This window comes from Streptomyces sp. NRRL S-337 (assembly GCF_000720175.1).
GTDB classification, from domain to species: Bacteria; Actinomycetota; Actinomycetes; order Streptomycetales; family Streptomycetaceae; genus Streptomyces; species Streptomyces siderophoricus.
The window spans coordinates 17,146-38,097 of sequence record NZ_JOIX01000033.1; the positions used below are offsets into that span (position 1 = coordinate 17,146).

Here is a 20,952-nt window from a genome sequence, read left to right on the forward strand (position 1 = left end):
CCACACGACAGCGAAACTTCGAGGTGCGCACCTTGGCTTTCCAGATGCCGGACCGCGGCGGAGGCCCGTCCGGGCCACGGATCAGAGTCGGCCGACCGTCGCGGCGGATCCGGACCCTGCTCATGACCTTGGGCGTGCTGGCCGTGCTGGCCATGCTCTTCGTGATGTTCGCCGGGTTCTGGACCGACTGGCTCTGGTACCGCTCGGTCCATTACTCCTCGGTCTTCACCACGACCCTGTGGACCAAGATCGGTCTGTTCTTCGCCTTCGGCGTCGTGATGGCGGTGGCCGTCGGCGTCAACGTCTGGCTGGCGCACCGGCTGCGCCCGCCGCTCAGCGCGATGTCCATGGAGCAGCAGAGCCTGGACCGCTACCGCATGGGCGTCGCGCCCTTCAAGAAGTGGGCGCTGATCGCGATCGCGGCCGTGGTCGGCCTGATCGCCGGCGCGTCCGCGTCCGGCGAGTGGCAAACGTGGCTCCAGTGGGTCAACGGCGTTCCGTTCGGCAAGAAGGACCCGCAGTTCGGCATGGACGTCGCGTTCTACGCGTTCGATCTGCCCTGGTACCGCTTCCTGTTGAGCTTCGGCTTCGCCGCCGCGGTGCTGTCCCTGGTGGCCGCGGCGCTGACGCACTACCTCTACGGCGGACTGCGGCTGACCAGCCCCGGCTCGCGCGCGACCGCCGCCGCCACCGGCCATCTGTCGGTGTTGCTGGGCATCTTCGTGTCGCTCAAGGCGATCGCGTACTGGCTCGACCGGTACGGCCTCGCGGTGAAGTCCAGCGGCCTGAAGTCGGCCGACAACTGGACGGGTCTGCGGTATGTGGACGCCAACGCCTATCTCCCGGCGAAGACCATCCTGTTCTTCATCGCGGCGATCTGCGCGGTGCTGTTCTTCGCGACCCTGTGGCGGCGTACGTGGCAGCTGCCGGTGATCGGCTTCGGCCTGATGGTGCTCTCCGCGATCCTGATCGGCGGGCTGTATCCGGCGATCGTGCAGAAGTTCCAGGTCCAGCCCAACGAGCAGGCCAAGGAAGCGCCGTACATCAAGCAGAACATCAAGGCGACCCGGGACGCGTACGACATCCAGGGCTCGGAGGTCACGCCGTACAAGGGCAATGACAAGCCCACCGGCAAGGACGACAGCCAGCGGCTGCGCGACGACGCCGACGCCACGGCCAGCATGCGGCTGCTCGACCCGAACGTGGTCTCACCGGCTTTCCAGCAACAGCAGCAGGTCAAGGGGTACTACCAGTTCCCCTCCACGCTCGACGTCGACCGGTACAAGGACCAGGACGGCGCCGAGCAGGACACCGTCATCGGTCTGCGCGAGCTGAACATCGCCGGCATCCCCGAGCGCAACTGGATCAACGACCACTTCAAGTACACCCACGGCCACGGCGTGGTCGCCGCCAAGGGGACCGAGACCGGTGAGGGCGGCGGCCCCAAATACACCGAGTCCGGCCTGCCCGCCAAGGGCCAGCTCAGCGCGAAGCCGTACGAGCAGCGGGTGTACTACGGCGAGAAGACCACGCAGTACTCCATCGTCGGCGGTCCGCAGCAGGAGCTGGACTACTCCCACGACGGCACCGAGAAGAGCTACAGCTACCGGGGCAACAGCGGGGTCAGCCTCGCCAACCCGATCAACCGCGCGGCCTACGCCGTGGCCTTCGGGGAGCCGCAGATCCTCTACTCCGGCGCGATCGGCGACCACTCGCGGATCCTGTACAACCGCACGCCGAAGGAGCGCGTCGAGTCCGTCGCCCCGTGGCTGACCATCGACGGCGACGCCTATCCGGCGGTCATCGACGGCCGGATCAAGTGGATCGTGGACGCCTACACCACCAGCAACGGCTATCCGTACGCCTCGCGCACCACGCTCGGGGACACCACGGCCGATTCGCTCACCGACGGCCAGCGGGCGGTGGTGGCCCAGCAGAACCAGGTCAACTACATCCGCAACTCCGTCAAGGCGACGGTGGACGCCTACGACGGCTCGGTCAAGCTCTACCAGTGGGACGAGAAGGACCCGGTCCTGAAGACCTGGATGAAGGCCTTCCCCGGCACGGTCGAGAAGAAGAGCGCGATCAGCCCGTCGCTGAAGGAGCACCTGCGCTACCCGCAGGACCTGTTCAAGGTGCAGCGCCAACTGCTCACCACATACCACGTCACGGACCCGAACACCTTCTACACCGGATCCGAGCGCTGGCAGATCCCCAGCGACCCGACCACCAAGTCGGGCAACGCGGTACCGCCGTACTACCTGAGCATGAAGATGCCGGACCAGAAGGGCCGGGCCTTCTCGCTGACGACCACCTTCACGCCCAACAAGCGGGAGAACCTGGGCGCGTTCATGGCGGTCGACGCCGATGCGACCAGCGGTGACTACGGCAGGATCAGACTGCTGAAGCTGCCGTCGGAGACACCGGTGCCGGGCCCGCAGCTGGTGCAGTCGAAGTTCAACTCCGATCCGGTCATCGCCAACGAGCTCAACGTCCTCAAGAAGTTCGGCGACTCGGAGATCGAGTACGGCAATCTGCTGACCGTGCCCCTGGACGGCGGACTGCTCTATGTCGAACCGGTGTATCTGCGCGGCGCCAACACCAACTACCCGTTGCTGAAGAAGGTGTTGGTGAGCTACGGCGACAGCAAGCCGGTCCTGGAGGACTCCCTGAAGGACGCGCTGGACGTGGTCTTCGGCAAGAAGGCGGCCAGCACCGGAACGGAGCACCCGCCGGGCGGCGAAAAGGGCAAGCAGCCGCCGTCCGACCAGACCGTGCAGCAGGCGCTGTCCGATGCCGAGAAGGCGTACGAAGAGGGCGAGAAGGCCCTCGGACAGCGCGACCTGGCCGGGTACGACGAGGCGAAGAAGAAGCTCAAGGCGGCGCTGGACCGGGCCGCCAAGGCCGCCCAGAAGGCCGGCAAGCCGGGCAGCTGACCTCCCGGCGGTGCATGGGCCCCGCGGCAGCCGGTGCGTACCGGCCGCCGTGGGGCCGCGCCGCTTCGGGGACGGTGCGGCGGCCCCGCGGGACCGTGATAGATTGACGGCACAACGACGCGGGGTGGAGCAGCTCGGTAGCTCGCTGGGCTCATAACCCAGAGGTCGCAGGTTCAAATCCTGTCCCCGCTACTGAAGGTCGAAGGCCTGGATCCTCAAGGATCCGGGCCTTCGTCATGTGTTCACCCCGATCCGGAAAGAAAGCCGGGTCGCACGGCTCGTGTGGGGAACCTGTGTGCTTGAGTTTGACATGTCGTCGTGTCGGGAAGTCGACAAACCGCTGAAGTGACCTCACTGGCTGCGGTATACCAGGTGTACGCGGGTTACGGGTGATGCGACGATGGGTCTTATGGGGGACAAGGCAAGGTTGTTGGAGACGGACCGGTTTGTACCTGCGCCCGACGACGGGCGCGAATCCGAGCTGCAGATCGACGCGATGGAGGCCGCGGAGGCCACCGAGGCGTCCGATGCCGTGACCGAGTCCGGCCACCGCCGGGCCGCCGAGGCGGGCGACCCGGCCGCGATGAGCGCCCTGGGCGCGATGCTGCTGCGCCGCGGTGACCTCGACGGCGCCGAGCCGCATCTGCGGTCCGCGGCCGCCACCGGCGACCGCGCCGCGGCCAACAACCTCGGCGTCCTGCTCCACCAGCGCGGCTACGCCGACGAGGCGTCCGGCTGGTGGCGGATCGCCGCCGTCGCCGGTTCCGCCGCCGCCGCGCACGCCCTCGGCCGCCACTACCGCGAGCGCGGCGACGAGCCGGCCGCCGAGTACTGGCTGCGCCAGTCCGCCGAGTCCGGCCACTGCCTGGGTGCGTACGCCCTCGCCGACCTGCTCGAACACCGTGGTGACGCCGGTGCCGAGCGCTGGTTCCGGGCGGCCGCCGAGCGCGGCCACCGCGAGGCCGCGTACCGCCTCGCCCGGCTCGTCGAGGACGGCCGCGAGGCCGACCGCCGGGCGGTGCCCGCGTACGGCGAGCTGACCCAGCAGGAGGAGGCCGAGCAGTGGTACCGCCAGGCCGCCGCCCGTGGCCACCGTAGGGCCGCGCTGCAGCTCGGCGCGCTCCTGGAGGACCGCGGCGACATCCAGGAGGCGGGCCGCTGGTACCTGTCCGCAGCCAAGGACGGTGAGGCGCGCGCCGCCTGCGCGCTGGGCTACCTGCTGCGCGACGCCGGCGACGAGGAGAGCGCCGCGGAATGGTGGCGGCGGGCCGCCCAGGACGGCGACGGCAACGCCGCCAACGCGCTGGGCGCGCTGCACGCCGACCGCGGCGAACTGCAGACCGCCGAGCGCTGGTACCGCGCTGCCCTGGACGCCGGGGACGTCAACGGCGCCTACAACATCGGGCTGCTCTGCGCCGAGCAGGGCCGCCCGGGCCGCGGCGAGCAGTGGTACCGCCGGGCCGCGTACGCCGGGCACCGGGAGGCCGCCAACGCGCTGGCGATCCTGCTGCTGCAGCGCGGCGACGCCTCGGGGGCCGAGCCGTGGTTCTCCAAGGCGGCCGAGGCGGGCAGCGTGGACGCCGCGTTCAACCTCGGCATCCTCTACGCGAGTCGCGGCGACGACCGGACCGCGCACACCTGGTACGAGCGGGCGGCCGCGGCCGGGCACACCGACGCGGCGCTGCAGGTGGCCATCGTGCAGCTGCGGGAGGGCCGGCTGCAGGACGCCGAGCGCAACCTGCGCTGCGCGGCCGACGGCGGCAGCGCGGAGGCGGCCTTCCGGCTCGCCGACCTGCTCGACCGCCAGGCCTCGGCGGCCGGTACGGGGCAGGCGGACGGCGACCGTACGGCGGAGGACGAGAGCACGCAGTGGTACGAGCGGGCGGCCCGTCAGGGGCACCGCCGCGCCCAGGTCCGGGTCGGCATGTTCGCGGCGGCCCGGGGGGACGTCGTCGAGGCCGCCGACTGGTACCGCACGGCGGCCGAGGCGGGCAGCCGGAACGGTGCCTTCAACCTCGGGCTGCTGCTGGCCCGTGAGGGGAGCCTGCCCGAGGCGGCGCTGTGGTGGCAGCGTGCCGCCGAGGCCGGGCACGGCCGGGCCGCGCTGCGGCTGGCACTGCTCGCGGCCCGCCGCGGGGCCCTCGCCGAGGCGCAGCGCTGGTGCGCGCACGCCGTCGAGATGGGCCCGCCGGAGGTCGCCGAGCGCGCCGCGCGGCTGCGTACGGCCCTGCAGGACGAGCTGACGGCGTAGCGACGGGCCGGTGGACCGGTGCGGACGGCCTGGTGAAAGGAATTTGCACCGGTCGTCCGGCGGGGGTTAGAGTAAGGGCACAACGACGCGGGGTGGAGCAGCTCGGTAGCTCGCTGGGCTCATAACCCAGAGGTCGCAGGTTCAAATCCTGTCCCCGCTACTGAAGGACGAAGGCCCGGATTCCCAGGAATCCGGGCCTTCGTCGTCTGCGCACCCGCCGGGCGGGCGGCCACCGGCAGGTCGGCGGCCGCTGCGCGCGTCAGGACGAGGTGCCGCTGCAGTTGGGGCAGATGCCCCGGTACGTCACGGTGACCTCGGAGACCTGGAAGCCGTACCGCTCCGGCTCGGGGAGGGCGGTGAGCGGGTCGCCGTGGACGTGCACGTCACGGATCGTGCCGCACTGCGAACAGACCAGGTGCTGGTGGTCGTGGTGGGCGTTCGGGTCGTAGCGCTTGGCGCGGCCGTCCGTGCTCACCTCGATGACCTCACCGAGCGAGACCAGCTCGCCCAGGGTGTTGTACACCGTGGCGCGGGAGATCTCGGGAAGCCGGCCGGCCGCGAGGGCGTGCACCTCGTCGGCGGTGTAGTGGACGTGGTCCCCGTCGAGGACCTCGGCGACGACGCGTCGCTGCGCGGTCAGCCGCCAGCCGCGTCCCCGGAGTCGTTCCAGCAGGTCACTCATGCCAATCACCTATCAGTCAGATAGTGCCAGGGTACCAGTGGCCGTCCATCGCCGGATCGGGTACGAGTTTCGGGTTCTTCTTGACTTAGACATTGTCCAATGTAGGATCGGGTACGGCGCAAGCCCAGGGCAGGTGTAGAGACGTTTCAGGAGGCGCACGTGTCGGTAGAGAGCACCACCGGACCGCTGACCACGGAGGCCGGCGCTCCGGTCGCGGACAACCAGAACAGCGAGACGGCGGGCATCGGCGGCCCCGGCCTCATCCAGGACCAGCTCCTGATCGAGAAGCTCGCGCACTTCAACCGCGAGCGCATCCCGGAGCGCATCGTGCACGCCCGCGGCGCCGGCGCGTACGGCACGTTCACGGTCACCGCCGACGTGACGCCGTACACGCGCGCCGCGTTCCTCTCCGAGATAGGCAGGCAGACCGAGGTCTTCCTGCGGTTCTCCACCGTCGCGGGCAGCCTCGGCGCGGCCGACGCGGTGCGTGACCCCCGTGGCTTCGCGCTGAAGTTCTACACGGAGGAGGGGAATTACGACCTCGTGGGGAACAACACCCCGGTCTTCTTCATCAAGGACGCCATCAAGTTCCCCGACTTCATCCACACCCAGAAGCGCGACCCGTACACCGGCTCGCAGGAGGCGGACAACGTCTGGGACTTCTGGGGTCTGAGCCCGGAGTCCACCCACCAGGTGACCTGGCTGTTCGGCGACCGCGGCATCCCCGCCTCGTACCGCCACATGGACGGCTTCGGCTCGCACACCTTCCAGTGGAACAACGCCGCCGGTGAGGCCTTCTGGGTCAAGTACCACTTCAAGACCGACCAGGGCATCAAGAACCTCACCCAGGACGAGGCCAACAAGCTCGCCGGTGAGGACCCGGACAGCCACCAGCGGGACCTGCGCGAGTCGATCGAGCGCGGGGAGTTCCCGTCCTGGACCGTCGGCGTGCAGATCATGCCCGCCGCCGAGGCCGCGACCTACCGCTTCAACCCGTTCGACCTGACCAAGGTGTGGCCGCACGCGGACTACCCGGTCATCGAGATCGGCAAGCTGGAGCTCAACCGCAACCCGGAGAACATCTTCGCCGAGGTCGAGCAGTCGATCTTCTCGCCGCACCACTTCGTGCCGGGCATCGGCCCGTCCCCCGACAAGATGCTCCAGGGCCGGCTGTTCGCCTACGGCGACGCGCACCGCTACCGCGTCGGCATCAACGCCGACCACCTGCCGGTCAACCGCCCGCACGCCACCGAGGCGCGCAGCCACGGCCGGGACGGCGCGCTCTACGACGGCCGCCACGGCCGGCAGAAGAACTACGAGCCCAACAGCTTCGGCGGTCCCGCCCAGACCGGTTTGCCGCTGTGGCAGCCGGCTGCGGTCAGCGGATTCACCGGTGAGCAGGCGGCGCCCTCGCACGCCGAGGACGACGACTTCGTCCAGGCCGGCAACCTCTACCGCCTGATGTCGGAGGACGAGAAGGAGCGCCTGATCAACAACCTGGCGGGCTTCCTCGCCAAGGTCTCCCGCGACGACATCGCCGAGCGGGCGATCGAGAACTTCCGTAAGGCGGACGCGGACTACGGCAAGCGGCTTCAGGTCGCGGTCCAGGCCCTGCGCGGCTGATCACCGAACGGCCCCTCGGGGCCGCTCGGCGGCCGCTTGCCGTAACAGCCGAAGAGGCCGGACGCCAAGGGGCTCCGGCCTCTTCGTGCGCCCGGCTCCAGGAGCCCGGCGCTTCCTCGGGTGCCGTTTTGACCAGCGGTCAGGCCGGCACGGCGCCGGCCCGTACGCCGGCCGTCGACCAGCAGCGGATGATGTCGCGGACGGAGACCACGCCGACCGGTCCGTGGTCGTTCAGCACGATCAGATGGCGGAAGCCGCCGCGCACCATGGCGTCCGCGGCGTCGTCGAGGGTCCAGTCCGGAGCGGCGAAGACCACGTCCGGGGTGGTGTGGGCGTGCACGGTTTCCCGGTCGGGATTCTCGCCCGCGCCGAGGGAGTTGAGGATGTCGCGCTCGGTCAGGATGCCGATGCCGCTGTTGTCGCTGTCGAGGACCACGGCCGAGCCGATGCGGCGGGCCGCCATCAACTGGGCCGCCTGGCGGAGGGTGTGAGTGGGGCCGATGGTGAGGACCACCGTGCTCATGGCGTCCTTGACGTACATGGGCATGGAGTGGAGCCACCTCCTTGGTGAATGTGCCTTGCGAACGCATTCACAAGTTCACAAACTTGGGGATTCTCATGTTCACATGCCGTTGCGCGCGGTAACAAGGGGCAAGTGTTGGACGGATGTCCGAACACTCGCCCCTGGAGGTGCTGCGTCACAGGTCAGCGCGGTGTGTGGCGGGGAAAAGCCGTCAGAAAAGCGGGCGTTCCCGGCGGGTCAGTGGGCGGCGTCGCCGAGGTAGCTCAACAGGTCCTCGTGCAGCAGACCGTTGGAGGCCGCCGCGTTGCCGCTGTGCGGGCCCGGCCTGCCGTCCAGACCGGTGAACTGCCCGCCGGCCTCGTTGACCACCACCGCGCAGGCCGCCATGTCCCACAGCGACAGCTCCGGCTCCGCGCAGATGTCCACCGCGCCCTCGGCGACCAGCATGTACGGCCAGAAGTCGCCGTACGCCCGGGTGCGCCAGCAGTCCCGGCTCAGGTCGAGGAACCCGGACAGCTTGCCGCGCTCCTCCCACCCCGTGAGCGAGGAGTACGCGAACGACGCGTCCTGGATACGGCCGACCCTCGACACCTGCAGCCGGGAGGCGGAGGTCAGGCTGCGGCCGGTGAACGCCCCCAGGCCCTCCGCCGCCCACCAGCGCCGGTTGAGCGCCGGCGCGGAGACGATGCCGACCACCGGGCGGTCACCGCCCTCGCCGCGCTCCATCAGCGCGATCAGCGTCGCCCAGACCGGCACGCCGCGGACGTAGTTCTTGGTGCCGTCGATCGGGTCGATGATCCAGCGGCGCGGTCCGGCGCCCTCGCTGCCGAACTCCTCGCCGAGCACCGCGTCCCGCGGCCGGGCCCGCTGGAGCTGGCCGCGGATGAGCTCCTCGGCGGCCTTGTCGGCCTCACTCACCGGCGTCATGTCCGGTTTCGTCTCGACCTTCAGGTCGAGCGCCTTGAAGCGCTCCATGGTGGCGGCGTCCGCGGCGTCGGCGAGGACGTGGCCGAGACGAAGATCATCGTGATAGTCGGGCATGTGCGAACAGTATCCATTGGTATACCTGCGGGCCACACGGCCATGCCCGGCGGGCGTGTGACGCCCTCCGTCCGGCGGGTGCCGGCGCGGCCGCGCCCCCTCGGGCCCCCGGCGGCGGACCGGTCCCCCACGCCGGGACGAGGACGCCGCGACGCCCCTTGACAGCCCCTGACGCCGCCTCAATTCTGTGCGAAAACCGGCCGCCTGGGCCGGCGGCCGGGGAGGCGACGGATGCCCGCAGCGCGTGAATCCTTGCTGGACGCCGCCTACGCGGCGCTGACCGCCCGGCCCTGGTGCGACATCCGGATGGTCGAGGTGGCCGCCGCGGCCGGGGTGTCCCGGCAGACGCTCTACAACGAGTTCGGCAGCAAGGACGGGCTCGCCCGGGCCCTGGTGCGCCGGGAGACCGACAACTACCTCGCCGGGGTCGCCAGGGTGCTCGCCCGGGGCGGCACCGGGAGGTCCGCCACGCACCGTGACGGCGCCGCCCGGGTGGTGGCCGCGGCCGCCTGGACGCTCCGGACCGCACGGTCGAACCCCCTGGTCAGGGCGGCACTGACCGGCTGCTGGGGGGACCGGCTGCCGGCTCCTTCGGCGGCCGCCGAGCCGGCGCCCGGCGAGCTGGTCGGCCGGTTCTGCGCCCAGGCGGTCGCGGCCCTGGAGCCCGACTGGCCCGCGGAGGAACTGCCCGCCCTGGGCACCGCCTGCGAGACCGCGGCCCGGCTGACGCTGTCCTGTGTGGTGGCCCCGCCCGCGCCGGCTCCCCCGGGGACGGCGCCGCCGGGACGCGTACCGGCGCAGCGGACGCGGCGGGACCAGGAGGCCGAGGCGGTGTCGCGGCTCGTACGGGGGGCGTTCGGGCGGCCGGCCGGGGACGGTGAGCGGAGCGCGGCCGGCCCCGATTGACGACCCGTCAGGGAAGTCGCCCGGTCAGTGGGCGCCGCCCGACAGCTGGAGGCCGACGATGCCCACGATGACCAGCGTGATGGAGACGATCTTCAGGGTGGAGACCACGTCACCGAGGAAGACCATGCCGTAGACCGCCGTCCCGGCCGCGCCGAGGCCGGTCCACACCGCGTACGCCGGACCCACGTCGAGCTTGCGCAGGGCCAGGGTCAGCAGGCCGAAGCTGGCGAGCGCGAAGGAGCAGAAGGCGATGGTCGGCAGGAGGCGGGTGAAACCGTGCGAGAGCTTCAGGCAGACCGCGAAGCCGGTCTCCAGCAGCCCCGCCACCACGACCAGCAGCCACGCCATGTCCCATTGCCTCCGTCAGCCGGACGAGTGACGACGGGACTTCGGCCTCACTCCGCTTGGGGCCCCGCCTGGCGGTCAGCGGCCGGTGACGAGCGCCAGCCTCGGTGTGATTATGCAGTTGTCCCGGGCGGACGGCAGCGACATCCGGGGGATCAGTCGCCCTCGCGTCGTTCACGGGTGGACAGCAGCCGGCGCAGCGAATACAGCCGGGCCGGGTCGGCGTGGCCGTCGGCGACCCACTGGTCCAGGGCGCAGTCCTGCTCGTCGTGGCTGCAGGCGCGCGGGCAGTCGACGGTGCCCGGCTCCAGGTCGGGGAAGGCGTGGATGACCCGGGAGGGGTCGATGTGCGCCAGCCCGAAGGAGCGGACGCCGGGGGTGTCGATGACCCAGCCCGCGTCACCGGGCAGCGGCAGCGCCAGCGCGGAGGTGGTGGTGTGCCGGCCGCGGCCGGTGACCGCGTTGACGATGCCGGTGGCCCGGCGGTGCTCCGGGACCAGCGCGTTGACCAGGGTCGTCTTGCCGACGCCGGAGTGCCCGACGAACGCCGTCATCCGGCCCTTGAGCGTCTCGCGGACCCGCTCGGCGGCGCTGCCGTCGGTGAGTTCGTCGCGGTTGGTGACGATGGCGGGGACGCCCAGGGTGCCGTACGACTCCAGCAGCGCGTCGGCGGACGCCAGGTCGGACTTGGTCAGCACCAGCAGCGGGTCCAGGCCCGCGTCGTAGGCGGCGACCAGGCAGCGGTCGATGAGCCGGGGGCGCGGCTCGGGGTCGGCGAGCGCGGTGACGATCGCGAGCTGGTCGGCGTTGGCGACCACCACCCGCTCGAACGGGTCGTCGTCGTCGGCCGTGCGGCGCAGCGTGGAGGTGCGCGGCTCGACCCGGACGATCCGGGCGAGGGTGTCCTTGGCGCCGGTCAGGTCGCCGACGACGGCGACCCGGTCGCCGACCACCGCGCTCTTGCGGCCCAGTTCGCGGGCCTTCATCGCGGTGACCGTCCGGCCCTCGATGAGGCAGGTCAGCCGGCCCCGGTCGACGGTCAGGACCAGGCCCTCGGCCGCGTCCTCGTGCTTGGGGCGGATGTTCGTGCGGGGCCGGTTGCCCTTGCGGTTGGGGCGGACGCGGACGTCGTCCTCATCGGGGTTCTTGCCGTAGCGGCGCATGGCGGCCGGTCCCTCAGACTCTCCGGGCCGGGCCGGGCGACGCGGCGAGCATGTCCGTCCACAGCGCGGGGAAGTCGGGCAGCGTCTTGGCCGTGGTGGCGACGTTCTCCACCTCCACGCCCTCGACCGCGAGGCCGATGACCGCGGCGGCGGTGGCCAGCCGGTGGTCCTCGTAGGTGCGGAAGATCCCGCCGTGCAGCGGGCGCGGCCGGATGTGCAGGCCGTCCGCGGTCTCGGTGACGTCGCCGCCGAGCTCGTTGAGCTCCTTGGTGAGGGCGGCCAGCCGGTCGGTCTCGTGCAGCCGCAGGTGGGCCACGCCGCGCAGCGTGGAGGGGGAGTCGGCGAGCGCGGCGACCGCGGCGATGCCGGGGGTCAGCTCGCCGACCTCGCCGAGGTCGACGTCGATGCCGTGGATGCGGCCGCTGCCGGTGAAGGTCAGGCCCTGCTCGGTCAGCTCGCAGGAGCCGCCCATGGTGGTGAAGATCTCACGCAGCGCGTCACCGGGCTGGGTGGTGTGCTCGGGCCAGTCCGGGATGGTGACCCGCCCGCCGGTGACCAGCGCGGCGGCCAGGAACGGCTGGGCGTTGGACAGATCGGGCTCGACGACCAGGTCGCGGCCGAGCAGCGCGCCCGGGGTGACCCGCCAGACGTTGGGCTCGCCGCCCGCCTCCGGGGTGTCCACCTGCGCGCCGACACTGCGCAGCATGTCGACGGTCATCCGGATGTGCGGCATCGACGGCAGGGCCGCGCCGACGTGCCGGACCTCGACGCCCTGGTTGAAGCGCGGCGCGGACAGCAGCAGGGCGCTGACGAACTGCGAGGACGAGGAGGCGTCGATCTCCACCGCGCCGCCCTCCAGGGCGCCGCTGCCGAAGACCGTCATCGGGAGCGCACCGCGGTTGTCGTCGTCGATCCGGGCGCCCAGGGAGCGCAGCGCGTCGATCACGCCGCCGAGCGGGCGTTCGTAGGAGCGCGGGTCGCCGTCGAAGCGGACCGGGCCGTCGGCGAGCGCGGCGACCGGCGGCAGGAAGCGCATGACCGTTCCGGCATTGCCGACGTCGACGGTGGCCGGGCCGTGCAGACCGGCCGGGATGATCCGCCAGGCCTCGCCGCCGCCGGGCCGGTCCACGGCGTCCGCGGAGCCGGCGGAGCTGGAGGAGGCGGTCTCCTCGATGCCGACGCCCATGGTGCGCAGCGCCTCGGCCATCAGCAGGGTGTCGCGGGAGCGCAGCGGGCGGCGCAGCCAGCCGGGCTCGGAGGAGAGGGCTGCCAGTACCAGGCCGCGGTTGGTGACCGATTTGGAGCCGGGCACGGTGACGGTTGCATCGACGGCGCCGGGTGCGACGGGGGCGGGCCACAGGGCGGGATGTGCGGGGCTCTCGGTCATGCCCTTACTTTAATGGCTGGGCAAGGGTGCCGATCTTGATCAAAAGTGGCGCAACCCATCCGAAACATGGCACTGGTAGTGCGCTCGCGTGCCGGAAGTGCGGAGCGGGCGGACGTACGGGCCGCGCACGGCGGACGTACGAGGCGCCGCGGACATACCGGGCGGGAGTACGGGGCGTGCCGCCGTTGACGGCCGGGGCCCGCCGGAGACCTCAGAGGCCGAGCAGCCAGCGCCCGCCGCCCATCAGCGAGCACAGCGTCACCACGTGGAAGAGGCCGAGCCACAGCGCCGCCGGGACGTGGGTCAGCCGCGCCAGCTGGTCCGGGTCGGAGTCCACGGCACCGCCGCGGCGCCGCTTGCCCTGCAGTTCGAAGGGCGGCCGCACCCCGCCCAGCAGCAGGAACCACACCGCCGCGTACCCGAAGCCGGCCTGCACGTCCGGTGTGGTCAGCCAGGAGACCAGCAGGAACGCGGCGCCGGCCAGGACGACGGTGAGCACGCCGTAGGCGTTGCGGATCATCACCAGCATCGCCAGCAGCATTGCGGTCGCGCCCCACAACAGCGCCGTGATGTGCCCGGCCGCCAGCAGGGCGGCGCCGGCCAGACCGAGCAGGGACGGTGCCACATAACCGGCCGCAGCGGTCAGCACCATGCCGAGACCGGTCGGTTTGCCGCGGGAAACGGTCAGTCCGGAGGTGTCGGAGTGCAGCCGGATGCCGTCCAGGCGGCGCCCGCTGACCAGCGCGATCAGGCCGTGCCCGCCCTCGTGGGCGATGGTGATCGCATTGCGCGACAGCCGCCACGCGGTGTGCGGGACGACGGCGGCCAGTGCGAGCACCGCCGTGGCGATCACCAGCCAGAGCGACGGGGCGGGCTGGGACCCGGTGACCCGGCCCCATATGTCGGTGAGGTGGTCGGTCTCCATGTCTCCCCTTCGTGTGGCATGGCAGTGTGGCATGCATGTGCGGGAGGTATGCAGCGAGTCGTCGCCCCGAGGACCTGGTCGGCCTGTTCGGGGTGCAGCAGTGGGAGCCCGAGGAGACGCTGGCGCCCAGTTGGAACGTGGCGCCGACGGCCACCGTGCACGCGGTGCTGGAGCGTCCCCTCAAAGGCGAGGGTGCTCCTGACGGGCCGGTGCGCCAGCTGCGGCCGCTGAAGTGGGGGCTGGTCCCGTCGTGGTCGAAATCACCCGACGGCGCGGCAAGAATGATCAATGCGCGGGCGGAAACGGTCCACGAGAAGCCGTCGTTCCGGCGGGCCTTCGCGACCCGGCGCTGTCTGATCCCCGGTGACGGCTACTTCGAGTGGGTCACCGACGCGGCCGAGCGGGAGCTGGAGGAGCAGGGCCGGAAGAAGCGGCCCCGCAAGCAGCCCTACTTCGTGACGCCCGCGGACGGCTCGGTCATGGCGATGGCCGGGCTGTACGAGTTCTGGCGGGACCGCACGCTCCCCGGCGACCACCCGATGGCCTGGTGGGTGACCTGCACGGTCGTCACCACCGCCGCCGAGACCACCCCGCTGGCCGGGGCGGACGGCGGCGCCGGCCCGCAGTCGCTGGCCGAGATCCACCCCAGGATGCCGCTGGTGCTGCCCCCGGACCGCTGGGACGCCTGGCTCGACGCGGGCCGTACGGACCCCGACGAGCTGCGGGAACTGCTGGCGCCCCCGCCGCCCGGGCTGATGCGTGCCCATCCCGTACCGACCGACGTCAGCAACGTCCGCAACAACGGGCCCGAGCTGGTCACCGAACTCGACGGGCCGGAGGTCGGCACGCTGTTCTGAGCCGGTGCGCACCCGGTGACGCCCGGCCCGGTGGCCGCGGCGACGGGCGTGGGGCGGTGCCGTTCGGCTCCAGGCGCGGGCAGGATGGGCGTATGAGCACAGGGGCGAAGGAGACCGAGACGGTCGGGACGCCGGCGGGCGAGGCCCGGATCACCTGGCACCGCGCGGCGACGCCGGCGCGGGCCGTGGTCGCGGTGAGCCACGGCGCCGGCGGCGGTATCGAGGCGCGCGACCTGCGGGCACTGGCGGCCGCGCTGCCGGCCCGCGGCTACCCCGTGGCGCTGGTCGAGCAGCCGTGGCGGGTGGCCGGCAAGAAGATGGCGCCGGCGCCCAAGACCCTGGACGCGGCGTGGACCGCGCTGTGGCCCGCGCTGGAGAAGCCGGGGCTGCCGGTGGTCGCCGGCGGCCGGAGCGCGGGCGCACGGGTGGCCTGCCGTACGGCCCGCGAGCTGGGCGCCGGGGCCGTACTGGCGCTGAGCTTCCCGCTGCACCCACCGGGCCGGCCGGAGAAGTCCCGGGTGGACGAGCTGACCGGCGCCGGGGTGCCGACGCTGGTCGTCCAGGGCGGCCGGGACCCCTTCGGCCGGCCCGACGAGTTCCCGCCGGGCACGGAGCTCGCCGAAGTGCCGCACGGCGACCACGGCTTCGCGGTCCCGAAGAAGGCGGGCGTCGACGAGGCGGCGACGATGGCCGTCCTCACCGACGCCGTACTCGCCTGGCTGGACGGGCTCTTCGGCTGAGAGCGGCCCGGCGCCGCACCGGCGAGGGCCCGCGCACCCGCCAGGGGCCCGCCGGCGCCGGGGCTCAGTCGCCCTGCCCGCGCGGCCGGGCCCGTACGTGCACCCGCTCGCCCTGCCGCCCGAAGAGGCTCAGTACCTCCACCGGCGTCCGGTCGGCGGGCCCGAACCAGTGCGGCAGCCGGGTGTCGAACTCCGCCGCCTCCCCGGCCCGCAGCACCACGTCGCGGTCGGCCAGCAGCAGCCGCAGCCGTCCGGACAGCACATACAGCCACTCGTAGCCCTCGTGGACCCGCTGCTCCGACGGGCCGGCGACGGGATCGATCACCAGCTTGAACGCCTGCAGCGCGCCCGGCTGGCGGGTCAGCGGCACCACCGTCATACGGCCGCGCCGCTGCGGCACCGCGCGGATCCGGGGGTCGCCCACCTCCGGCGCGCCCACCAGCTCGTCCAGCGGCACCTGGTGCGCCTGGGCCAGCGGCAGCAGCAGTTCGAGGGTGGCCCGGCGGCCGCCGGACTCCAGGCGCGAGAGGGTGCTCACCGAGATGCCGGTCGCCTCGGACAGCGCGGCCAGGGTCACCCCGCGCTCCTGCCGGAGCCGCCGCAGCCGGGGCCCCACCTCGGCCAGGACCCGGTCGTAGATCTGGTCCGGTGCCGGTGCCGGTGCCTGTGTCTGGGCGAGGCCGGGGGAGGCGCCGGATGCCGGGGCGTCCACCGGGCGGTCCGGCGGGGTGCCGGCAGGGTCGTCGTCCACGGTTCCATTGCCGAACCGGCAACCGCATTTGTCAACCCCGGGGCGGGAAACCGGACGGAAAACCGCCGGAAGAAGATCGTGCGGAGCGGGAATGCGCGGGCCGGGGCGGCTGTTGTGGCATTCGTACGGACGCGCGTACGTCCAGCGAAGCACGAGGAATGGGAGTCCGCCGCATGGGAATCGCTTGCCCGGCCCGCCCGGCCGCTGACCTGCCGTGGTCGCAGATGCAGGTGGCACAGCCCGCCCTTGCTGGAGCGGCGGCGGCACCGGATCGTCGTCTATTCTCCGAATCGAGTGGGTCCGCTTCCGGATCCGTGACGGTGTTGGAGGAGGTGGGTCCGGTCACCGGTACCGACGCAGGGACCGACGGCTCGGCCGAGGAGATGGCCGACCGCCGGCAGGAGAGCGCGACCGAGCGCAATGCGCGCTTCGAGCGGGACGCGCTCACCTTCCTCGACCAGATGTACTCCGCCGCCCTGCGCATGACGCGCAACCCGGCCGACGCGGAGGACCTCGTCCAGGAGACGTACGCGAAGGCGTACGCGTCGTTCCACCAGTTCCGCGAGGGCACCAACCTCAAGGCGTGGCTGTACCGCATCCTCACGAACACCTTCATCAACTCCTACCGCAAGAAGCAGCGCGAGCCGCAGCGCAGCGCCGCGGAGGAGATCGAGGACTGGCAGCTGGCGCGCGCCGAGTCGCACATGTCGACGGGGCTGCGCTCCGCGGAGTCCCAGGCGCTGGACCACCTCCCCGACTCGGACGTGAAGGCCGCCCTCCAGGCGATCCCGGAGGAATTCCGCATCGCGGTCTACCTCGCCGACGTCGAGGGGTTTGCGTACAAGGAGATCGCGGACATCATGGGGACACCCATCGGCACGGTGATGTCCCGTCTGCACCGCGGCCGTCGCCAACTGCGCGGCATGCTGGAGGATTACGCCCGCGAACGCGGGCTGGTTCCGGCGGGTGCGGCCACTGCGGACCCGCAGGCCGCGCGGACGTCGGAATCGCACGACCGGAAAGGCTCGGGATCATGAGCTGCGGAGCGCCGCACGAGAAGGACTGCTCAGAGGTCCTTGACCACCTTTACGAGTATCTCGACCGGGAGATGCCCGCCGGGGAGTGCGCGGAATTCCAGGTGCATCTCGACGAATGCTCCCCGTGCCTGGAGAAGTACGGCCTGGAGCAGGCTGTGAAGAAGCTCGTCAAGCGCTGCTGCGGCCACGACGACGTCCCCAGCGACCTGCGCTCCAAGGTCATGGGCCGGATCGACCTCATCCGGGCCGGCGAGGCCGTGCCCGAGGTGAGCGTCCTTGAGCAGGCCCGGCACGAACAGGCCCAGCGGGAGCAGGAGGCGCGTGAGGCGGAGTCCGGCAGCGCCGGCTCCGGCCCGGCGGCCGACTCCCGTACCGCCGACGCTTGAAAGGCCCGGGCCCGGCAGGGCCCCTGGGTGATCGACCTCCCCGCCACATTGCACGGACCGCGGCCGTGCGGGGCGAAGACCGCGGCACATCACCCCAATGAGTGAGGGGCGGGGCGATTCCTCCCGCCCGATCCACTGATGCGCCTTCCCGGGCGCGCCAACCCCTCTATTCTCACCGACCCGAGCGCGCTGCGGACGCGGCGTGCCGAGGGCCGTCCCCGCCCCCGGAACGGGGCGGAGCCGGCGGGCACGGTGAGGAGGGCGCGATGCGGGAACTACCGGCGGCCGCGCGAGGGTACATCGGCGGCACGGCCCTGGCCGCCGCGCTGTGCACCGCTTGGGCCTTACGGCTGGACCCGGGCGCCCCCTGGGGCACCGCCCTCGCCCTGGCCGCCCTGTACGCACTGGGCGAACGGATCCCCCGCTGCCCGCTCCTGGGCCGCCGGCTGCCGGACCGGACGCGCTCCGGCGGCGCCACGGGCTGGACCAGCCCCCTGGTCCTCGCCGGGGTCTTCCTGCTTCCGCCGCCACTGGCCGCGCTGGCCGCCGTCCCCGGAGCGCTGCTCGCCCCGGTCCGGCCCCGGGCGGCCACCGCCCGCCGGATATGGCACGCCGCCGAGCAGGCCCTCGCCTGCGGAGCGGCCGCCGCGGCCTTCCGGGCCCTGGGCCACCCGGACCTGGCCACCCCGCGCTTTCCCCTCCTGCTGCTGCCGGCGCTGGCCGCCGCGACCCTTTACTGCGCGGTGCTCGCGGCGCTGGACGGCGGCATCCTGATCGCCGCCGAACGGCACCCGGTACGCACCGCCTGGCGCGGGCTGCTCTCCCGCGGCCAGGCCCGGTACCTCGTGCACGGCCTGGCCGGGCTGATGATGGCGGTCCTGTGGCGCAGTTCGTACGGGCCGCCCGCGGCGCTGCTGGTGCTGCTGCCGATGTGCCTCTCGTGCTGGGTCTTCGACCGCTGCCACCGCGAACGCGCCGCCCACCAGGCCACCATCCGGGCGCTCGTCCAGGCCGTGGACATCAAGGACCGCTACACCCGCGGGCACGGCGAACGGGTCGGCCGCGCCTCGGTGATGATCGCCCGCGAGCTGGGCATGGCGGAGGACCGGACCGAGGCGCTCCGGTTCGCCGGCATCCTGCACGACGTCGGCAAACTCGGTGTGCCCACCCGGTTGTTGCGCAAGGACGGGCCGCTGACCCCGGAGGAGCGCCGGGTGATCGAGCTGCACCCGGAGTACGGGCACGAGATCGTCCGCGGCATCGGCTTCCTGGGGGAGGCGCGGGCGGCGATCCTGCACCACCACGAGCGGCTGGACGGGCGCGGCTACCCGTACGGTCTGCGCGGCCACCAGATCCCGGAGTTCGCCAGGGTGGTGGCGGTGGCGGACGCCTTCGACGCGATGACCTCCACCCGGTCCTACCGCCGGGCCCGGCCGGTGCCGGTGGCCGTCGCGGAGCTGCGCAAATGCGCCGGCACGCAGTTCGACCCGCGGATGGTGCGGGCACTGGCGGCGTCACTGCACCGGTACGGCTGGGACCCGGACCTGGTCACCGCGGCGGACGACGGGCCGGGCGCGACCCGGAGCGGAAACGTCACGCCTGAGCGGGTGGCGGGCCGGGCCGGGGAAGCCGGGGGAGCGGCGGGCCCCGCCCCGGACGGCCGCGGTGACCGGCCGGCCGGCACGGTGCCCGAGCCGGTGCCCGGGACCGCCGGCAGCACCCGGTGGGGCGGTGGTCCGCGATGAGCGGCACCCGCGCGAAGCCCCCGGATCCCCGGCGGGCCGGCCGTCCGGTGGCCGACGGCCGGCCCCACGCCGTACCGGACGGCCCGCGGACCGCCGGCCGCCGCGCCGTCGTCATCGCCGTCCACACCGCCGCCGCCGCGCTGGCCTGCTGGTCCCTGGGCCGGACCCTGTGGGCCGGGCTCGACCGGCCGGGGATCGCGCTGGCCTTCGGGGTGCTGATCGCGGTCGGCGAGCTGGCCTCCTGCGGCCCCGCGCCCGCCACCGGGCCGGGGCGGGCACCGGAGGACCGGACGGCGGCCCCGCTGGGCGCGGCCGGGGCGCTGGCGTACGCGCTGCTCGGCGAGGCGGGCGGCCGGCCGACGACGCACGGCGTCCCCCAGACCGTGGCCGTGGTCCTGGCGGCCGCCCTGATCGGCGTCGTTCCGCAGGTCGCGCGCGGCCGGGGCACGGCGCCGGACCGGCTCGCCCGCCGGGTGCTGACCACGGGATTCGCCGCCACCTGCTTCCAACCCCTCTACAACACCGGCACCCTGGGCAGCTGGGTGGCGAACGGGCCGGCCTACCCGTTCTTCCTGATCGGCCTGCTGGCGCTGACCACGCTGTGTGACGCGGTGCTCGCCGCCACTCTGGCGCACGCCCGCACCGGCTGGCCGTACTGTCCGCTGCTGCGCGACGAGTTGCGGGCGCTGCCCGGCATCGGCACGGCCGTCTGCGCCACCGGCGTGGTGATCGCGCTCGCCACCGCGGTCGCCGGCCTGTGGGCGCTGCCGGTGTTCTGCCTGCCGCTGCTGCTGACCCAGTTCGCCTTCGGCCGTTTCGCGGCGGTGCGCGGTACGTACCGCCAGACCATCGCCTCGCTGGCCCGCGCCACCGAGATCGCCGGGTACACCCCGCACGGCCACGCCCGCCGGGTGGCCGCGCTCAGCCGCGCGGTGGGCCGCGAACTGGGCCTCGCCGAACCGGACTTGGACGTGCTGGAGTACGCCGCGCTGATGCACGACATCGGTCAGCTCTCCCTCCTGGACCCGGTGCCGGACGGTGCCACCGCCCCGCTGCCGCCCGCCGAACAGCGCCGGATCGCCCTGCTGGGCGGCGCCGTTGTCCGGCAGACCGGGGTGCCCGCCGAGGTCGCGATGATCGTCGAGCGGCAGGCCGACCCGTACCCGGACCAGCCGGTCACCGCGCGTATCGTCCGGACCGTCAACGCCTACGACGACCTGGCGGGCGGCGCCGGCGGGCCGGGCGGCCGGCTGCGCGCCCTGGAGCGGCTGCGGCTGGCCACGGCGCAGGACCACGAGCCCCGCGTCGTCGAGGCGCTCGCCCGGGTCCTGGCCCGCGGCGGCCGGGAGGTGTGAGAAGGACCGCACCGGTGCGGGCCGGCCCCCGTGCCGCCCTCCGGTTCCCTCCGCTTGCGGAATTCCTCCCGGAGTGCCAGAACCCATGGGTAATGAGCGGCCTCCGAGACGGGCATGGTTGGATGCGAAGGAAGCCCCTGTGAGGAGAGTCCCAGGGGGTTCAGGGGGTCGGTGAAGGGCATCAGCCGCAGAGGGGGAGCAGCAAACCAGGCTGAGCCCGACGGCAATCTGTGGCAGGTTGTCGAGTGGGCCCCCCGGAAGGGCCCCGGGAGCCGCCCGGGAGACCCCCTGGCGGCATC

At 72.7% G+C, this 20,952-nt stretch carries 18 protein-coding genes and 2 tRNA genes; 12 read left to right on the forward strand and 8 right to left on the reverse strand.

The genetic code is table 11. The annotated features are described in order from the left end of the window. The first annotated feature begins 44 nt into the window (after window positions 1-44). The 4 genes from IG62_RS0122810 (at window position 45) to IG62_RS0122825 (ending at window position 5,347) form a co-directional block, all read left to right on the forward strand. On the forward strand, window positions 45-2,936 hold the full coding sequence (locus tag IG62_RS0122810) for a UPF0182 family protein (RefSeq protein ID WP_078872169.1): 2,892 nt from the start codon (window positions 45-47) through the stop codon (window positions 2,934-2,936). Window positions 2,937-3,054: 118 nt separating this feature from the next. Next, window positions 3,055-3,128 (forward strand) — tRNA-Met (locus IG62_RS0122815). A 208-nt stretch (window positions 3,129-3,336) separates the two neighbouring features. Next, complete coding sequence (locus IG62_RS0122820) at window positions 3,337-5,187, forward strand: tetratricopeptide repeat protein (protein ID WP_078872170.1); 1,851 nt, start codon at window positions 3,337-3,339, stop codon at window positions 5,185-5,187. Window positions 5,188-5,273: 86 nt separating this feature from the next. Further along, window positions 5,274-5,347: transfer RNA gene (locus IG62_RS0122825), tRNA-Met, on the forward strand. A gap of 99 nt (window positions 5,348-5,446) precedes the next feature. On the opposite strand, the gene IG62_RS0122830 is transcribed toward IG62_RS0122825, so the two are convergent. Beyond that, window positions 5,447-5,869, reverse strand: a complete 423-nt coding sequence (locus IG62_RS0122830; protein WP_030806253.1) for a Fur family transcriptional regulator — start codon at window positions 5,867-5,869, stop codon at window positions 5,447-5,449. A gap of 159 nt (window positions 5,870-6,028) precedes the next feature. Between IG62_RS0122830 and IG62_RS0122835 the strand changes: the two genes are divergently transcribed. Beyond that, window positions 6,029-7,492, forward strand: coding sequence for a catalase (locus tag IG62_RS0122835; RefSeq protein ID WP_030806256.1), 1,464 nt, complete (start codon window positions 6,029-6,031; stop codon window positions 7,490-7,492). Between the two features lie 139 nt (window positions 7,493-7,631). Here the strand turns inward: IG62_RS0122835 and IG62_RS0122840 are convergent, their stop codons facing one another. Continuing rightward, window positions 7,632-8,033, reverse strand: a complete 402-nt coding sequence (locus tag IG62_RS0122840) for a cyclic nucleotide-binding/CBS domain-containing protein (RefSeq protein ID WP_030806259.1) — start codon at window positions 8,031-8,033, stop codon at window positions 7,632-7,634. A 219-nt stretch (window positions 8,034-8,252) separates the two neighbouring features. After that, a complete protein-coding gene (hisN, locus tag IG62_RS0122845; RefSeq protein WP_030806262.1) occupies window positions 8,253-9,056 on the reverse strand; it encodes a histidinol-phosphatase in 804 nt (267 codons plus the stop codon). Between the two features lie 231 nt (window positions 9,057-9,287). On the opposite strand from hisN, the gene IG62_RS42165 reads away from it, so the two are divergent. After that, the gene (locus IG62_RS42165) at window positions 9,288-9,962 is read left to right on the forward strand and encodes a TetR/AcrR family transcriptional regulator (protein WP_037839045.1); all 675 of its coding nucleotides are present in this window, start codon (window positions 9,288-9,290) and stop codon (window positions 9,960-9,962) included. 24 nt (window positions 9,963-9,986) lie between these two features. On the opposite strand, the gene IG62_RS0122855 is transcribed toward IG62_RS42165, so the two are convergent. The 4 genes from IG62_RS0122855 to IG62_RS0122870 form a co-directional block, all read right to left on the reverse strand. Beyond that, entirely contained in the window at window positions 9,987-10,310 is a 324-nt protein-coding gene (locus IG62_RS0122855; RefSeq protein ID WP_030413485.1) for a DMT family transporter, read from the reverse strand. A 152-nt stretch (window positions 10,311-10,462) separates the two neighbouring features. Continuing rightward, window positions 10,463-11,470: a ribosome small subunit-dependent GTPase A gene (rsgA, locus tag IG62_RS0122860; protein ID WP_030806268.1), complete on the reverse strand. Its 1,008-nt coding sequence runs from the start codon at window positions 11,468-11,470 to the stop codon at window positions 10,463-10,465. A gap of 13 nt (window positions 11,471-11,483) precedes the next feature. Further along, a complete protein-coding gene (gene aroA, locus IG62_RS0122865) occupies window positions 11,484-12,857 on the reverse strand; it encodes a 3-phosphoshikimate 1-carboxyvinyltransferase (protein ID WP_030806271.1) in 1,374 nt (457 codons plus the stop codon). 211 nt (window positions 12,858-13,068) lie between these two features. Further along, window positions 13,069-13,782 (reverse strand): M50 family metallopeptidase, encoded by a 714-nt coding sequence (locus tag IG62_RS0122870; protein WP_030806274.1) that lies wholly within the window; start codon window positions 13,780-13,782, stop codon window positions 13,069-13,071. A gap of 35 nt (window positions 13,783-13,817) precedes the next feature. On the opposite strand from IG62_RS0122870, the gene IG62_RS0122875 reads away from it, so the two are divergent. Then, window positions 13,818-14,639 (forward strand): SOS response-associated peptidase, encoded by an 822-nt coding sequence (locus IG62_RS0122875; protein WP_030806277.1) that lies wholly within the window; start codon window positions 13,818-13,820, stop codon window positions 14,637-14,639. A gap of 92 nt (window positions 14,640-14,731) precedes the next feature. Next, a complete protein-coding gene (locus IG62_RS0122880) occupies window positions 14,732-15,379 on the forward strand; it encodes an alpha/beta family hydrolase (protein WP_030806280.1) in 648 nt (215 codons plus the stop codon). A 64-nt stretch (window positions 15,380-15,443) separates the two neighbouring features. On the opposite strand, the gene IG62_RS0122885 is transcribed toward IG62_RS0122880, so the two are convergent. Further along, window positions 15,444-16,019, reverse strand: coding sequence for a helix-turn-helix domain-containing protein (locus IG62_RS0122885; protein WP_030806283.1), 576 nt, complete (start codon window positions 16,017-16,019; stop codon window positions 15,444-15,446). A 443-nt stretch (window positions 16,020-16,462) separates the two neighbouring features. Between IG62_RS0122885 and IG62_RS0122890 the strand changes: the two genes are divergently transcribed. The 4 genes from IG62_RS0122890 (at window position 16,463) to IG62_RS0122905 (ending at window position 20,653) form a co-directional block, all read left to right on the forward strand. Next, entirely contained in the window at window positions 16,463-17,167 is a 705-nt protein-coding gene (locus tag IG62_RS0122890; RefSeq protein WP_030806286.1) for a sigma-70 family RNA polymerase sigma factor, read from the forward strand. Further along, window positions 17,164-17,553: a mycothiol system anti-sigma-R factor gene (gene rsrA / locus IG62_RS0122895; protein ID WP_030806288.1), complete on the forward strand. Its 390-nt coding sequence runs from the start codon at window positions 17,164-17,166 to the stop codon at window positions 17,551-17,553. Before IG62_RS0122890 ends, rsrA begins: the two co-directional genes overlap by 4 nt. 266 nt (window positions 17,554-17,819) lie before the next feature. Then, entirely contained in the window at window positions 17,820-19,298 is a 1,479-nt protein-coding gene (locus IG62_RS0122900) for an HD-GYP domain-containing protein (RefSeq protein WP_078872172.1), read from the forward strand. Next, window positions 19,295-20,653, forward strand: a complete 1,359-nt coding sequence (locus IG62_RS0122905; protein WP_030806290.1) for an HD domain-containing protein — start codon at window positions 19,295-19,297, stop codon at window positions 20,651-20,653. Before IG62_RS0122900 ends, IG62_RS0122905 begins: the two co-directional genes overlap by 4 nt. The last annotated feature ends 299 nt before the right edge of the window (window positions 20,654-20,952 follow it).